This window comes from Acinetobacter sp. V116_7 (assembly GCF_056735735.1).
The window spans coordinates 68,367-84,127 of the sequence record NZ_JBWZIF010000028.1 but is presented as its reverse complement, the minus strand read 5'-3'; the positions used below and the strand labels follow the sequence as shown (position 1 = coordinate 84,127).

Annotated in this window: 14 protein-coding genes; 3 read left to right on the top strand and 11 right to left on the bottom strand. The window is 37.7% G+C overall.

Translation table 11 applies throughout. From position 1 onward, the window contains the following. Positions 1-48: 48 nt before the first annotated feature. On the bottom strand, positions 49-879 hold the full coding sequence (locus AC1PJP_RS14390) for an alpha/beta fold hydrolase (protein ID WP_479767393.1): 831 nt from the start codon (positions 877-879) through the stop codon (positions 49-51). 328 nt (positions 880-1,207) lie between these two features. Here AC1PJP_RS14390 and AC1PJP_RS14385 point away from each other — a divergent pair, with 328 nt between their 5' ends. Both AC1PJP_RS14385 and AC1PJP_RS14380 read left to right on the top strand, forming a co-directional pair. Further along, on the top strand, positions 1,208-2,104 hold the full coding sequence (locus AC1PJP_RS14385) for an acetoacetate decarboxylase (RefSeq protein WP_479767391.1): 897 nt from the start codon (positions 1,208-1,210) through the stop codon (positions 2,102-2,104). Positions 2,105-2,579: 475 nt separating this feature from the next. Beyond that, a complete protein-coding gene (locus AC1PJP_RS14380; RefSeq protein ID WP_192453878.1) occupies positions 2,580-4,190 on the top strand; it encodes a bifunctional 3-(3-hydroxy-phenyl)propionate/3-hydroxycinnamic acid hydroxylase in 1,611 nt (536 codons plus the stop codon). A 37-nt stretch (positions 4,191-4,227) separates the two neighbouring features. Here the strand turns inward: AC1PJP_RS14380 and AC1PJP_RS14375 are convergent, their stop codons facing one another. From AC1PJP_RS14375 to hcaE, 9 genes are all read right to left on the bottom strand, one after another. Continuing rightward, a complete protein-coding gene (locus tag AC1PJP_RS14375; protein ID WP_005305765.1) occupies positions 4,228-5,121 on the bottom strand; it encodes a LysR substrate-binding domain-containing protein in 894 nt (297 codons plus the stop codon). A gap of 1 nt (position 5,122) precedes the next feature. Continuing rightward, a complete protein-coding gene (locus AC1PJP_RS14370; protein WP_323740137.1) occupies positions 5,123-6,313 on the bottom strand; it encodes an MFS transporter in 1,191 nt (396 codons plus the stop codon). Between the two features lie 169 nt (positions 6,314-6,482). Further along, positions 6,483-7,688 (bottom strand): 3-(3-hydroxy-phenyl)propionate transporter MhpT, encoded by a 1,206-nt coding sequence (gene mhpT, locus AC1PJP_RS14365; RefSeq protein ID WP_479767388.1) that lies wholly within the window; start codon positions 7,686-7,688, stop codon positions 6,483-6,485. A 419-nt stretch (positions 7,689-8,107) separates the two neighbouring features. Further along, entirely contained in the window at positions 8,108-9,328 is a 1,221-nt protein-coding gene (hcaD, locus tag AC1PJP_RS14360; protein ID WP_416668176.1) for a 3-phenylpropionate/cinnamic acid dioxygenase ferredoxin--NAD(+) reductase subunit, read from the bottom strand. A gap of 11 nt (positions 9,329-9,339) precedes the next feature. Further along, entirely contained in the window at positions 9,340-10,296 is a 957-nt protein-coding gene (locus tag AC1PJP_RS14355) for a 3-carboxyethylcatechol 2,3-dioxygenase (RefSeq protein ID WP_479767386.1), read from the bottom strand. A 62-nt stretch (positions 10,297-10,358) separates the two neighbouring features. After that, positions 10,359-11,174, bottom strand: coding sequence for a 3-phenylpropionate-dihydrodiol/cinnamic acid-dihydrodiol dehydrogenase (gene hcaB, locus AC1PJP_RS14350; protein WP_005046831.1), 816 nt, complete (start codon positions 11,172-11,174; stop codon positions 10,359-10,361). A gap of 2 nt (positions 11,175-11,176) precedes the next feature. Further along, complete coding sequence (hcaC, locus tag AC1PJP_RS14345) at positions 11,177-11,503, bottom strand: 3-phenylpropionate/cinnamic acid dioxygenase ferredoxin subunit (RefSeq protein WP_005046830.1); 327 nt, start codon at positions 11,501-11,503, stop codon at positions 11,177-11,179. After that, entirely contained in the window at positions 11,503-12,063 is a 561-nt protein-coding gene (gene hcaF / locus AC1PJP_RS14340; protein WP_045125554.1) for a 3-phenylpropionate/cinnamic acid dioxygenase subunit beta, read from the bottom strand. Before hcaF ends, hcaC begins: the two co-directional genes overlap by 1 nt. Then, positions 12,060-13,463, bottom strand: coding sequence for a 3-phenylpropionate/cinnamic acid dioxygenase subunit alpha (gene hcaE, locus AC1PJP_RS14335; protein ID WP_416668183.1), 1,404 nt, complete (start codon positions 13,461-13,463; stop codon positions 12,060-12,062). The genes hcaF and hcaE overlap by 4 nt, the downstream gene beginning before the upstream one ends. A gap of 264 nt (positions 13,464-13,727) precedes the next feature. Here hcaE and hcaR point away from each other — a divergent pair, with 264 nt between their 5' ends. After that, a complete protein-coding gene (gene hcaR, locus AC1PJP_RS14330) occupies positions 13,728-14,627 on the top strand; it encodes a DNA-binding transcriptional regulator HcaR (protein ID WP_005046827.1) in 900 nt (299 codons plus the stop codon). 116 nt (positions 14,628-14,743) lie between these two features. On the opposite strand, the gene AC1PJP_RS14325 is transcribed toward hcaR, so the two are convergent. Continuing rightward, positions 14,744-15,604: an alpha/beta fold hydrolase gene (locus tag AC1PJP_RS14325; protein WP_005046825.1), complete on the bottom strand. Its 861-nt coding sequence runs from the start codon at positions 15,602-15,604 to the stop codon at positions 14,744-14,746. Positions 15,605-15,761 lie beyond the last annotated feature (157 nt).

The following is a 15,761-nucleotide window of genomic DNA, read 5'->3' as shown; positions in this document are numbered from 1 at the left end:
AAAAAGAGGCACTTAATAGGCCTCTTTTTTAAAGTTTAAAGCTTTAAATTATTCACGAATAAACGCCAACAAGTCAGCATTAATCACTTCATGGTTTACAGTTAACATACCGTGAGAAAAACCCGGATAGATTTTGAGTTGGCTATTTTGAAGTAACTCAGCAGATTTCACACCAGAAGTTTTATAAGGCACAATCTGGTCGTCATCGCCATGCAACACCAAAACAGGAATGGTGATTTTCTTTAAATCTTCGGTGAAGTCAGTTTGTGAGAACGCCACAATACCATCGTAATGTGCTTTTGCACTGCCCGTCATACCCTGACGCCACCAGTTAGCAATGATACCTTCAGATGGCTTCGCATCTGGTCGGTTAAAACCATAGAACGGGCCAGATGGAAGGTCTCGGAAAAATTGCGCACGGTTGGTGAGAACTTGATTTTGCAGATCGTCAAAAACTTCTTTTGGTAAACCTTCAGGATTACTTTCAGTTTTAACCATTAGTGGTGGAACTGCACTGACAAGAACAGCTTTTGCAACGTTTTCTTGACCGTGACGAGCAATATAGTGAGCAACTTCACCGCCACCTGTAGAGTGTCCAATATGAATTGCATTTTTAATATTCAGATGTTTGACCACTTCTGCGACATCATCTGCGTAGTGGTCCATATCATGACCATCCCACACCTGACTCGAACGCCCATGGCCACGGCGGTCATGAGCAACTACACGAAAACCTTCTTTAAGGAAAAAAAGCAACTGTGTGTCCCAATCATCTGAACTTAAAGGCCAGCCATGATGAAAAAATAAAACTTGGGCATCGCGTGGTCCCCAATCTTTATAGAAAATTTCTACGCCATCTTTTGTGGTTACATATCCCATCTTTGTTCTCCTGGTGAAAAACTGCTTGTTGATTCGTTATAAAGATTTGAATATTTATACTAATCTTAAAGTTAACTTTAAGGTCAACTATCTTAATCATCTTTTAAAAATAAAATTTATATGAAGACGCTCATCAAGTTTGTATCTTTTTAAACTTTAATTGTTTTTATTTTATTTCTTTTAAATGTCAAAGATTTGACATGTCAAAATTAAAGCCTTGACTTTAAAGTTAGCTTTAAACTTATAGTGACCACATTGGCTATTAATTAATACGTCTTGTTAAAGACAACGGTAGCTACTCGGTCAATTAATGTATAGGTGAACTCCAATGAATATAAAACAACAATTTACTGAGGTTGAATTCGGGCAACAAAAAGTCAAAGTACCGAAAGGTGGTTATTATGACCGCTTTAGAATGAATCCTGACCTAGATGAAGTGGCTCAAGATCCAGCTGCTGGCAATATTAGCTTTTTCCGTCATATTCCTAAAAAAATTGTGGAATCGAGAGTAGGTCCTGTTTGGGCACCCAACTTTTATTATCGTAGTGCAAATGTTCAGTTGTTAATGCTTGCTCCGATTAAGCAAATTAAAGCAAAACTTCCCGCTGCTTTAACGCCATTACAACCATTTCCGGGCTATGGGTTGGTCGCCGTCACATTCTTTACCTATTCGGTTTGTGACAATGACCCTTATAACGAAGTGTCGATTGCGATTGTTGTCCGTAAGCCTAATGCTCGTGGGCCACACATCGCAGAGTTAATGAAATCGATACGTCAACGCCATTTTTATGCGCATGTTTTAGCTTTACCTGTGGACACAGAAATAGCACGTGTACGTGGTGTATATGGTTACCAACTACCAAAATGGTTAACTAAAATTGATGTTGAGATTAATTCAAAAGAAGCTCAAGCCAATATTTTTGATCTTAATGGAAAACTAGATTTAAGTTTAAAAACTGCTGTTCCTACTTTAAAACATGTCGATTCTGAAACACATATTAATAAAGCAACCATGCTACATGTAGTGGATGGAAAATGGCACCGAACAGACGTTCAATCTAATATTCTTTCTTTTGCGCAAAAGCTTTTTCCAAAGAATGTTCAACTCGAGAAAAATGAGGGGCCTTTAACTACATTGCTAAATGAATTAGGCGTTTCAAAAATTTTACGCTTAGATGTTATTGAAGATGCTCAGGTGGTGCTTAATATGCCGACTCCTTTATAGACTTATTACTATTCATTACAAGAATAAAAGAGGCCAACACATAGTCTGTTTTTAATTTTTAGATTGCTTCTCTGATGATTTCACCATTCAGGAGTCATAAAAAATGGCATGCTTAAGAAAAATGTAATATTCGAATTAGTGATGAATTTAAGACTAATATATTCTAGTGCCGAGTTTTTTATTTTCGCAAAAAATAGCCGTTTTAGAATTATTGCAGATGAAGTGCTTGATTATGTGTGTTATTTAAAGAGAATTAAAACACCGTATCTGACTTGTCTTCCATTATAATTTAAAACAATGATGGGATTAAAAAAACCTATTACAAAAAATTAAAAAAATATTTAAATACAACAAGTTAAAATAAAAACAATATCCGCTATTCTTTTAAAAATAGACTTATTAAACTATTGATTAAATTCAACCTTCTTTCAATTTTGATATTAATAAGAAAACTTGATAGTAAGGGATATTTACTGTGAATCAAACTCAACATCACACCACGGAAGTTGCAATTTTAGGGGCAGGACCTGTTGGATTAACAATTGCAAATTACTTAAGTAAGCAAGGTGTACAAGTTACTGTTATTGAACAATTAGATCAACTTATTGATTATCCAAGAGCCATTGGTATTGATGATGAATCTTTAAGAACAATTCAATCTTTAGGATTAATTAAACAAGTTTTACCGCATACCACCCCAAATCATGCGATGCGCTTTTTAACTCCTAAAGGACGTTGCTTTGCAGATATCCAACCCATGACTCGCGAATTTGGTTGGCCACGTCGTAATGCATTTATCCAACCTCAAGTTGACCGTGTTTTACTTGAAGGTTTAGCGTTATACCCTACAACACAGGTATTTTTTTCACGCCACTTAAATAGTTTTACTCAAGACAAAGAACATGTAACTTTAAACCTCACTACAAAAGACAAAAAACAAGAAATTATTCAAGCACAGTACCTTATTGCTTGTGACGGCGGAAATTCATTTGTACGTCGTAATCTCAATATTAATTTTGAAGGAAAAACAGCACCTAACCAATGGATTGTTATTGATCTTGCAAACGATCCATTAGCTACCCCTCATGTATATTTATGCTGTGATCCAGTTCGTCCTTACGTATCAGCAGCTTTGCCACATGGCATCCGACGTTTTGAATTTATGGTAATGCCGGGAGAGACCCAAGAAGAACTTAGTAAACCTGAGAACATCAATCGTCTATTAGGAAAAGTTTTACCTCATACCGATAATATTGAAGTCATACGCCAACGTGTATATACACATAATGCACGTATTGCAGATCGTTTCCGCGTAGACCGTATTTTATTGGCAGGCGATGCTGCACATATTATGCCTGTGTGGCAGGGCCAAGGTTATAATAGTGGTATGCGTGATGCATTTAATCTTGCTTGGAAAATGGCTTTGGTCATTAAAAAAGTGGCAAGCCCTGAAATTCTTGATAGCTATCAACTAGAAAGGAAAGACCACGCACAAGCAATGATTAATTTATCCGTTTTAGCTGGTCATGTACTTGCTCCACCGAAAAAATGGCAAGGTGTTGTTCGCGATGGTATTTCTTATGCATTGAACTACATACAACCCATAAAACGGTATTTACTAGAAATGCGTTTCAAGCCAATGCCAAAATATAATGAGGGAATATTGGCACCATTTTCAGGAAAAAATACACCTGTTGGAAAGATGTTCATACAGCCTCATGTCCAGTTTGGAAACAAAGACAAAATTTTATTAGATGATGTCATTGGAAATAACTTTGCCATTCTCGCTTGGGGAGTCAATCCAACTTGGGGCATCTCACCCAATATTATGAAAAAATGGATTAAATTAGGTATAAAATTTATTCAAGTCGTACCTAACGTGCAATTAGATGCACTCAATCAAACTTCTAATACAGATTTTATTACAATCGGTGATGCAGATAGTGAAATCCGCACTTGGTTCGGTCAAACAAATCAATCTATGGTGATATTACGACCTGACCGTTTTATAGCAGGTCTTGCTATTCCCCAAACGGTGAATAGTATAAGTGAAGAACTGTTTGAAAAAATGCATTTAATTAACTAAAGTTTTTTAAGCCATTCTTTTGAATGGCTTTTTTATATTAACTAAAGTCCAGATAAAATTGTTTTTTAAGTACATCTAAAATCAAATCTATAGCTTTATTAACATGATCTTTTCGATAAGAAACATATAAACCTATCATCGGTAATGGTTCTATCGTCTTTTTAACTATAATTTTATCTCCTAATAGAGGAATCACATACTGTGGTACCAAGCTCCAACCAATTTCCATTCCGACTAAATTAACGTTAAGTAAGATATTAGTTGAGTGCTGTACAACAGCGACGTTAAGCTTAGTTTTTTTAAAGAAGTTATGAATAATTCGATAAAGTTCTGGCGATGACTCTTCATTGCAAATCACAAAATCATGTTGTTCAAAACTTTTTATACTAATACGCTCCTGCTGAGCCTCTGGCGAATTTTTGGGAATAATTAAGGTAAGTGGCTCTTGAAATACCTGAATCGAAACCAGTTCATCTGAATCAGCACCATAGCGAGTAAAAGCGATATCTATTTCGCCTTTTCTAAGCGCTGCTAGTTGTTCATCATCCGTAAGGCTATGAAAATCAATTGTTAATTCTGGGAAGTGCGCTCTTATATTGGGCATGATATAGGGGAAGATTTTCATTTCTGCCGCTGGAACAAAACCAATATTTAATTGTTCTTGTTCAACTTTGGCAGTTTGTTGAGCCAAACTAATTGCTTTCTCTGTATGTTCTAAAATGATTAGAGCTTCTTTAAAAAAAACTTCTCCTGCTTTGGTCAGTTCAACTTTTCGCTTACTTCGTATAAAAAGCTGAACTCCCACTTCTTCTTCTAAATCTTTAATCTGCTGACTAAGAGAAGGTTGTACCGTATGCATACGCATTGCTGCCTTAGTAAAATTCAGCTCTTCAGCAACCGCAACAAAGTAGCGTAAGTGACGTAATTCCATGTCATATCCTGATTATTGTCTTTCCATCTTTATTACATATCCAACGATATAAAAATAAAGTCATTATCGTAAGGAATGCACACAACTGATAAGTTTTCTCATAGCCTATTTGGGCAATAATTAATCCTACCAAAACTGAACCAATGGCCATTCCGAAATCAAATAAAGTAAAAAAGGTTGAAACAGCATGCCCTATTCTCTTTTTCTTAACCGATTGTATTGCCATAGTTTGAAAAATAGGGAAAAGGGATCCGTAGCCCATTCCTATGAGTACCGCCGCCAACCAATAGCCCCACTGTGTTTGCATCCAACTAACTAAAAATAAGCCTATTGAAAAAAGGATAAATGAAGGGTAAACCACGGAATTAGCCCCTCTTTTATCATAAGAGTAACCTACCCAAGGGCGCACTATAATCATTGATATTGCAAAGATAATAAAAAATATGCTGGTCGCCGCTAATAAGCCTTTTGTTTCACTATAGACACTAATAAAACTCATAATGCTTGAATAAGACATTGCAGTAAATAAAGCAATAACGCCGATAGACATCACCCTTTTTTCAAAGATATCGTCAAATGTAATATTCCGCTTTGCAGAGATGATCTCCTTATCTTTTAAGGAAGAAACGGGAATAAGAAAACAAAAAATTAAACCTAAACAGACAATGAATGTTAAAAAGGCAAATAAATTATAAAAACTGGTGTACCGTATCGTAGCTAATGCAATCATTGGCCCAAAAACAACAGCCAGATTCGTAGACATTACGAAATATCCCATACCCTCGCCCTTTCTATGCTCAGGTATAAAATCATTCACTATAGGCACTATTACTGTCGTCAAAATGCTAAACCAGATCCCATGCACACAACGAATAAGCAATAAAAGCCATAACTGATTTGCCCATAGATAACTTAATGCCAGAAGTGCAAATAATAATGCCGAACCTCGTAAGGCATATTTTTTACCCAACCGATCAATAATTAAGCCAGAAAAAGGACGAGTGATAATAGATGAAACCAAAAATAAGGTTAACGCCAAACCAGCCTGACTGATTGAACCGGATAATTCTTTTAAAATATAAAGTGGCAATATTGTGAGTAATGCATAGTAATAAATGAATAAAAAAAGATTGTTCAATACACACAGAATAAATGAACGATTCCAAAGCTTTTCATTGTTAACTGAATACATTTTTCTTACTCAATATAGATGATTAGTAAAACCGTAATTCGACTCGTATGCTCGATACAGTTATGAACTTACTAAAACATTCGGATGATCAAATTTGAAATTTCACTCAAATAATACCAAATATGAAAAAAGCTCCTAAATATGAGCTTTTTTCATTGTGGTATTCAGATTATTGGTCCTGATGTAATTTGCGAATCACCAAAAGCATCAGTAATGCTGAAATGATAATTCCAGGGATGGCAGCAGAAATTACGCCTGTAGCACCACTTCCCATCGCGAGTAATTGTCCAGCAATCGCAGGTCCTAACATTGCACCAATACGCCCAACCGCTGCGGCACTCCCTACACCAGTTGCCCGAATCTCAGTTGGATATACAATGCTACCAAATGCATATAAAACGCCTTGCCCACCAATTGTAAATGTTCCCATTAATGCTGCAGCTGCATACATCGCAATAAGACTACTGGCTCCATTTAAACTAAATAAACCAGCTAAAATACCTATGTACATCAATATAATGACATAAGCTTTATTCCAGCGATCAATCAAAATACCCAGAACAACCGTACCTAGTGCAGCGCCCATTTGGAAAAAGACTTGAGCTAAACTACCCTGTTGACGAGAGAATCCTAACTCCATAAAGAGAGATGGCAACCAACTCAACATGATGTATACAACCATCAAGGTAAAAAAATAGCTTGCCCAAAGTAATAGAGTCTGCCCTGCATAGTTATTTTGAAATAGATTTTTAAAAGAGCTTTCTATGCGTGTAATAGATTTATCCTGAAATCTAGTTTGTAAAAACTGCCGTGACTCTGGTAAAAATTTGATCATAAGAGGAAGTACCAAGAGTGGAACCACACCTCCTACATAGAAAATAGTTTGCCAGTGTCCACTTACATCATAAGCTGCCAGTAATGACACCAATATGGCTCCTATTGGCATACCACAATACATCAAACCGACAGCACGCCCACGATTTTCGCTAGAAACAGCTTCTGAAACTAGAGCAATTAAATTTGGCATTGCAGCCCCTAATCCAGCCCCTGCTAAAAAACGTACCAACAGCAACATATAGAAACTATTTACCCAAACGGTGCAAAGGGTAAATACTGCAAAAATAGCGACAGCCCCGATTAACACCATCTTACGGCCAATGCGGTCTGCATAACGTCCACCAATTAACGCACCAGGTAATAGACCTAATATTCCTGCACTAAAAAAAATACCGAGTTGAGAACTATTTAAACCAAAGGATTCTCGAATACCAGCAGCTGCAATACCTGCTGCCTGAATATCAATTCCTTCAATCACAGCTATTAAAAAACAAATGACGATCGTAATAATAGAGTGCTTATTTCCTGCACGGTTCATAGAAAAATCCTTTTCTATCAGTTTGAAAAATCACAGCACATCATTTATTAACCGCTTTTATTTCTACATTAGCCTTAAGTTTTATAAATTTATAAAAAATAAAAAATAAAAATTCTTATATTTCTTTCAAACATTTTATTCTTAGACAAATTGCTTATAATGAAATAAAAAATTAATTTAAATTTCAAAAACTTACACTAAAAAACATCGAATTTCAAAATCTATATATCTAAAAAATTTATTAATCATGATGAAACAAAACTGCTTCAGCAATAGTTAAAAGTTATAATACAGTCCAAATTAACTATTAATTCTATTGATTTATAAGAAATATTTATAATCAAAATAAAAAAACCGTCATATAATCATGACGGTTTTTCTTTTCAACATTAAATAGGCCTTTAGTATAACAACCTTAATTAAATTAATTTGCGTAATTCAATAGATACATCTAGCAACTTATCTTTATCAAAGGCGCTAGAACTAGAAACCAATTTTTTTAAATGCCTAACATCACGCGCCTGATTGACTGCAATACCCGCTACAACAATACCTTGGTCTAAGCCAAATAAAGTGAATCCAACATTTTTGTCTTCTTGCGGAGTCATATTGCCTCGTATATGCCATTCTTTTGCAGACATATCGCCAACGAATTGAAAGTTAATATCATATTGATCTGTCCAGAACCATGATGGATTAGCTTTAGGTTGCGCTAATCCCATGACATGACGAGCAAAAATGCCTGCTTGATTATTGGCATTTTCCCAAGTTTCAATACGGACATAATTACCATCTGCACGCAACTGAGTTGCTACATCACCAGCAGCATAAATATCTGGATGAGAAGTTTGGCAGTTTTCATTCACTTTAATAGCAAAATCGACGTCTAAACCAGCATCTATGGCCAATTGAGCATTCGGTACAATCCCAATGCCATAAACAACAGCGTCAGCAATCAGCTCTTCACCACTTTCCAATATTACGACTATCTCTTCCCCACGTAAGGTGACATTGGCAATTTGCACATTTAAGTGAATATCGACCCCTCGGTTGCGGTGTTCATCAAGTAAAAATTGGCTAATAATTGCTGGTGAACGTCCCATAATCATTGGGCTCTGTTCAATTAAGGTCACCTGACAATCTTTAAAACGAGCACTTGAAGCTAATTCAAGACCAATAACCCCACCGCCTACAAGCAAAATGCGCTTCCCTGCTTGAAAGACTGGAACCAAGGCTTGTGAATCCTCCAAATTTCGCAGGGTATAAACATTTTTACCGACTGCATCTAAAATTGGAAGACGACGAGGAGCCCCTCCTGTCGCGAGTAATAACTTGTCATAGTGAATACTTTCACCATTTTTCAAAATCACTTGATATTGTTCAGGCTCAATGCGTACAACCGCATTGCCTTGAATGACTTCGACACCTAAATCTTTCAATTTTTGTTGTGATAGAATTTCAATTTTGGTCTGTTCAGGCCTTAAAATCATATCTTTAGATAAAGGGGGACGCTCATAAGGCAGATGTGTTTCATCTCCAATCAAAATGATTTTACCGTCGTATTTGTTATTACGTAGTTCCAGAATAGCACTTGCACCTGCCTGTCCAGCACCTATGATGACAATAGTTTGAATATTCATCGTTTTATCCTTTATTTCAGCTCGGCAGATACAATGCCAAAACCAGCAATCCATTCACTGATAGGTTCATAGCAATGTAAGGTCATCTCATAATCGCCAACAGCTTCTAATGCCGCAAAAGCAGCCATCCATGTACGAACTTCTTGCCCACCACGCCCACCTTCACGACGAATCTCATCTTCAGTCATATTTTCAAGCGCAGCAAAGTCTGCATTTTTGAATTTTTCCAATAACTGTTCGTCCCACTCTGGATTAAGTGGTACAGATACGCTCTTGTCACCTGCTGCCAAACGCTGTCCAACTGAAATGATTTTGGCCTGACGTGTATTACGAGCTTCAACAGTTGGATTACGCCCAGCAATGAGAAACTCTTCAACTTCTGGTGGTGCAGAGCCCATTTGAGGGGTTGGTGGATCGTGTGAAAGTCCACCTGTGCCCAAAATCAATATACGTTCATTTTCTAGATTAATTGAGTTGATGAAAGCCCCAACCGCTCGTCCTAAAGCAATCGTTCGTTTTGTCGTAGGCATTGGCGCAGCAGCACCATTAATAAATATTGGAATGGTTGGGTAACGATTAAGTTGGCCATCACATAAAAAATGCAGCGGTTGGGTTACGCCATGATCCGCTTGCATACGATATGAATATGCAACATCCACACCTTCATCAAGTACACGTCGAATTAAACTCAATGCTGTGTTTTCTGGCACATTAAGCTCCCCCGGACCATAATTCCAATCACCTGCCGCCGTCGCACGTACACCCACGCAAAAACTCGGCATCAGGTCATAAAAGAAGCCGTTAAAATGATCTGGCCCAAAAGCAATAATTAAAGTTGGGTCATATGCTTTGACCTCTGCTGCCAGTTTTTCAAAAGTATGACGCACCGTTTGTTCTTGTTGTTTTTCTGCCGGAGACGCAAATTCCATTAGCGGGCTATGAGAAGCACAAATAAGTTTAACAGTCATGATTAGCTCCGAAATAAGACAGTTTTTAGCTGTCTTATTAGTCCATTAATATCGGATTAAAATTAAGCATCAAAAAAACCAGCGTTCGCTTGGCGTAAGCCACGAATTCCCAAACCACAGTCAGCATTAATGAAAACACCGGATAATGGTCGGTTATTTTGACGTGATGCGAGCAATACATAAGAACCAGTCATGTCTTCTGGTTCTGGTAAGAATCTCAATGGCATACCTTGCCCAATTTTTTGGGGATCGCGTGCATCAAGTAATCCTAGATTTTCTTGCCCAAGGGATGCGGCACCTTTCACATTGACATTCATACCAGATGGAGCAACTGCATTCACACGCACTTTCGGTGCCAGCTCATAGGCCAGTTCACGCACTAAACCTACACCAGCATGTTTTGATGCGGTATAAATTGGACCACCACCAGATGAATAAAACGCTGAGTTAGATAAGGTAAAAATCATCGAGCCTTCAGTTTTGAGTAACTCATCTAAAGCTGCTTTTGCACCAAGCAAATAACCCTTCGTGTTAATACTCATGATTTCATCAAAGGCTTTATCTAACTGTTCGCCACTCATGTTAACAATGTCGGCATAATGATCCCAAATACCAGCGTTACCAATAAAACAGTCCAGTTTTCCAAAACGTTCTACTGTAGCCTGCACAGCACGAACGTTATCCTGAAAACTCGCCACATCTCCATTAATCGCCACAATTTTGTCACCATAGCGTGCAATCAATTCATCTATTTTTGATTGAGACCGTTGCAACACACCAACATGCGCACCCTCTTGCAAAAAGCGCTCAACCAACGCAAGCCCTAGTCCCGAACCACCACCAGTAATTAGTGCAACTTCACCCTCTAGCCAGCCCATCATTACGCTCCTGCCATTTCGACATAAAGTGCACCATCTTCAATCACGACGGAGAATGTCTGAATCGGATCAGTTGCTGGTACACATTGTGGTACGCCAGTTTTCAAACAAAAACGTGATGCATGAAGTGGACATTCAACCGTGCCATCATCCTCTAGGTAGCCTTCTGACATAGAAGCATTACCATGACTGCATTTATCATTCATGGCAAAAAATTCACCATTAAAATTGAACACAGCGAGTGCAGCAATATCACCTACATTACAATCGACTTTCAGCGCTTCGCCTTCATCCAACTCATCAATCTGACAAACGAAAATCTTATTCATTAGAAAAACACCGTAATATTGTGAGAAATCAAAGTCGCTTGATCGAGGGTGATATCGCGTTTAGCAATTTTCCAACCTAAACTACTGCTATCATCTTTTCGAATCAGATCAACTCGTTTACCAACATAGGTCAATACGTCTTTTTCTTTTTGCGAGCGATAAAGCAAATAATTACTAAAAACTTGATATTCATTTGCTTGCGCAGTTGCTTCGACCCGAATATTAGTAATCAAGTGACGAGTACGTGATGGCGGTTCTTCGGACCACGACATTCCTGTTTCTAATTTTGCTACGCGACGCTCTAGTACAAATTTGTCGTCGTGATAAATCCATGTTGATGGCGGTGCAATACATTTACGACGATCACGTGTTTGCGCATTTGTCGTCGTTTTGAGCGTATATAAAATATCTTCGCTTAAGATGTCCAACCAATCTCGGAATTTCCAGTCATCTAACAACTGTGCTTCTGCATATAGAAACTGACTAATGTCGTGGTGAAGTTCCAATCCAATAGAACGCCATACTGGCTGTGGTTTTAATGAGTCAATGATCTGGTTCATTTCACAAGCTCCTTCTCATCCTTTTTAGCCGCTTTTTTCAAAAGCTCTTGCTCATAAGCCTCATCTGCCCGTTGTACGTCTTCCCATTTTTCATGCATCAACAGGTTTGCCCAATGACGATACATGCCACGTGCAGCTGTTTCAGAAAAAACATGGTTAGTAATACCAGGAATACCATCTTCACGGTATTTTTCATTGCCAAGGCCCATTTCCATAATGAGTTTGCTTTTTCGCGCTTTATAACCACGTAACACTTTCTGGATCTCAATCCAGTTTTCACCATCGTCTGCTTCAGCAAAACCAGCTGGGCCAAATGCTCGACAAGCATTCAACTCCATCGCTTCTTTGATGTGCTGCGGTGCTGCTTTGTCCGTGATACAGAAAGCCCAAACTTCGGTTTTATCTGGTCCACGTGGATGCCAAATGCGCATCGTCGTCATACCATTCAGCCAAGACAAAGTTGGGAACATGGTGTTATGTCCTGCCAAACGCAAAGCACGAGTGTCACCCAAACGCTCTTTTGTTTCTTTATAGGTTTCACGGAAGTAATCTGCTACTTGACCATCTACCCAGAAATTGGCATCTGGTTTTTCCGTAAGGAAGAAACCTGAACCATGACCACGTTGACCATATTGCACACAGCTTTCTGCTGTTTCCCAAACTGGACGTGCCGTTTGTGCTGTACCTAATGCTTTAGAAGCATCATCATTTGGTTTACCACCTAAAACTTGTACTGCAGAGGCATGCGAGTACGGCGCGTGGTATTGATCAGAAGCAAACTGTTCTGCTGCAAATTTCCAGTTGCAGTTAATTTCCCATTTATGAATGCCACCAATGACTTCCGAGCCACCTTCACGGCGGTCAATCATTGCATCGAGATACCAAGCAATATCACCCATATAGTCGAGTAATTCGGGTGTGTCATCTGCCCAACAACCAAAAACCAAACCTTTATAGCTTGCAACACGAGGAACCTCTTGCAATCCCCATTGTTCTTTACAAGCCCCATGTGGAAAAGCGATACCTTCCAATGGAATATCTTTAAGAGAACCATCAATACCATAGGACCAGCCATGATATGGACAGGTAAACGCACGCGTATTACCACAGTCAGCATAGCTAACCCGCATAGAACGGTGACGACATTGATTTAATAATGCTTTAATCGAACCGTCTTTTTGACGCGTAACAATAATTGGGTCCTCACCCATATACGTATTGAAAAAGTCGCCTGATTTTGAAATCTGGCTTTCGTGACAAAGAAATAACCAACAACGTCCAAAAACACGCTCTAACTCTAGTTCGTATAATTGTAGATCTGTATAGATAGTTGGCGAGATACGTCCATTTTGTGCATCGACTAAAGCATCGATTTCACACACTTCAATTTTTCCATTCATGAGAAGCACTCCTGCTGCCGCCAAAAACGCACAACATAAAATTCAATTTGAATGGATAATGATTTTTTAACTGTTTTAAGTGAAATATTTTATTTGTTTCAAATTAGACTTTTTATGAATTATTCATTATAGATTTTAAATATTAAAATTAAGTTCGACTGATACTGATCAGTGGTTTTATAAACGGATTTATGGTTTTCAAGCATTTAGCATATTTTATTAACTATCCAACGTTAATAATAGGATTTTGGGATCACAACTGATATGGAATTACGTCATTTACGCTACTTTGTAATGGTGGCTGAAGAACTCAACTTTAGTAAAGCTGCACTTCGCCTCTACACAGCTCAACCATCATTAAGTCAACAAATTAAAGACCTTGAGGATGAGGTTGGCGTTACATTGCTACATCGCACTAAACGTAAAGTTGAACTCACTGAAGAAGGTAGTGTATTTCTTGAACAAGCCCGTCTGACTTTAGCTCAGGCGGACAAAGCAATTGCAATGGCTCGTCAAGTTTCAAAATTTAAAAAACAACAACTGACCATTGGTTTTGTTCCAGTAGTAGAAATGAAAGTTTTCCCGTGTGTTCTTCCGAGTTTACGCATACAAAATCCAAACTTAAAAATTGAATTACGGAGCATGAATAATACCGAACAAATGGAAGCCTTAAAGAAAGGTGAAATTGACATTGCCTTTATGAGAGATAACTTAAATAACGATGAAATTCAGAGTCAGTTTGTATTACGTGAACCTCTAATGCTATTGCTTCCTCGAGATCACCCACTTGCTCAGTACGAGCGTATTCCAGTGAAGCTTTTAAATAATATTGATTTTATTATCCCATCGTCAGAACAGTCGTCGATTTTACATAATACAATTCTTAATTTTGCTGAACTTCATAAAATTAAATTTAACATTGTGCAAACTGCTCATAATATTTTATTTAATATTAATTCAATAGGAATGGGATTAGGTTGCGGGATCTTGCCTAGCTATATAGAGCCGCTCACTTTAAATAATATTGTCACTAGACCCCTTGATGTCGATCTACCTTTTTTAGATTTATTTGTAAGCTATCGCAAAGATGCAGAATCTTCTGGGGTTAAAGAATTCATGGATTTATTAAGTAAAGTTTTTTACTTAAATATTAATCAGATCTAACTTATCTTATTTAATACAAAAGTCTAAGATAAAATGACAGGGCTCAGCAAAAAACCAAAATTTTTAATTTAAATACAGGAAGAATAATAATTTATCCTTCCTGTATTTTTTATATTTTATTTAACATCATGTACTGCTAAATATTGTTTAATAATCTGGTTAAATTCTTGTGCTCTTTCAACTTGCGACCAATGACCACATTGACTAAAAATATGAGCATCAGCATAAGGTACGATATTCAAAATATCCCATGTACGAGATACAGGAATAACTACATCTTGCACCCCATGAATGAGTAGTACAGGAACTTGAATCTCTTTCATCTTTTCAAAATCAAGCGGGAACTCAAAACGGTCACGGTCTCGTGCACCAACAACATCCATCAATCGATCCGAAGCGTAGTCATTTTTTGCTGAGTCAAAACGAACTTTAACCAATTCATCTGTAACTAAAGACTTATCGACCACAAACATTTCTAAAGTTTTACGGATACCAGCTTCTGTCAATTCAGGATTAGCATGTGCTTTAAGTGCTGCCGTCTGTTTAGCACCACCCGTTCCCATTGATACAATACCTAGTACACGCTCTGGGTAATCCAATATAAACTGGAATGCTAACCAACCACCTAAAGAATTACCTACTAACCAGGTTTTTTCAATTCCTAAAGCATCTAATACACGGACTGCATGATCTACCCATGCACGGATGCCATAAGCGGTCCCTTCTGCAACAACAGTTTGTCCATAACCAATCGAATCAATAGCAATACAGCGTGCCTGCTCAGCAATTTGTGGTAAGTTCAGCCACCAGTTTGCTGCTGCTGAAACACCAGTACCCGAACCATGTAAAAATAAAATTGGAGTACCTTCTCCAAGCTCATGATAATGAGTAAGCTCGCCTGCTGCTGTTTCAATCCATTTGTCTTCCAAACCAAAAAATGGATCTGTTTTATATTCGGGGATTTGTACTGTGCCCATGTCATTCCTCTTACAATTTATACAGCTCAACTCAAGATTAAGCTGCTTTTAGTAGGCCAAATTTTAAATGTTTTACTCACCCATTTTACCTGTTCACAGCGCCTAAACTGATACTTGTTTACGATGAGGTGATACAAAAAAAATATTAATAACCATT

Excerpts from the sequence above, each read along its gene's own strand:
- mhpT (WP_479767388.1), bottom strand. The coding sequence starts at position 7,688 with ATGAACCGTGCAGGAAATAAGCACTCTATTATTACGATCGTCATTTGT.
- AC1PJP_RS14370 (WP_323740137.1), bottom strand. The coding sequence starts at position 6,313 with ATGTATTCAGTTAACAATGAAAAGCTTTGGAATCGTTCATTTATTCTG.
- AC1PJP_RS14385 (WP_479767391.1), top strand. The coding sequence starts at position 1,208 with ATGAATATAAAACAACAATTTACTGAGGTTGAATTCGGGCAACAAAAA.
- hcaR (WP_005046827.1), top strand. The coding sequence starts at position 13,728 with ATGGAATTACGTCATTTACGCTACTTTGTAATGGTGGCTGAAGAACTC.
- hcaE (WP_416668183.1), bottom strand. The coding sequence starts at position 13,463 with ATGAATGGAAAAATTGAAGTGTGTGAAATCGATGCTTTAGTCGATGCA.
- hcaD (WP_416668176.1), bottom strand. The coding sequence starts at position 9,328 with ATGAATATTCAAACTATTGTCATCATAGGTGCTGGACAGGCAGGTGCA.
- hcaF (WP_045125554.1), bottom strand. The coding sequence starts at position 12,063 with ATGAACCAGATCATTGACTCATTAAAACCACAGCCAGTATGGCGTTCT.
- AC1PJP_RS14355 (WP_479767386.1), bottom strand. The coding sequence starts at position 10,296 with ATGACTGTTAAACTTATTTGTGCTTCTCATAGCCCGCTAATGGAATTT.
- AC1PJP_RS14375 (WP_005305765.1), bottom strand. The coding sequence starts at position 5,121 with ATGGAATTACGTCACTTACGCTACTTTGTTGCGGTTGCTGAAGAGCTG.
- hcaC (WP_005046830.1), bottom strand. The coding sequence starts at position 11,503 with ATGAATAAGATTTTCGTTTGTCAGATTGATGAGTTGGATGAAGGCGAA.
- hcaB (WP_005046831.1), bottom strand. The coding sequence starts at position 11,174 with ATGGGCTGGCTAGAGGGTGAAGTTGCACTAATTACTGGTGGTGGTTCG.
- AC1PJP_RS14325 (WP_005046825.1), bottom strand. The coding sequence starts at position 15,604 with ATGGGCACAGTACAAATCCCCGAATATAAAACAGATCCATTTTTTGGT.
- AC1PJP_RS14390 (WP_479767393.1), bottom strand. The coding sequence starts at position 879 with ATGGGATATGTAACCACAAAAGATGGCGTAGAAATTTTCTATAAAGAT.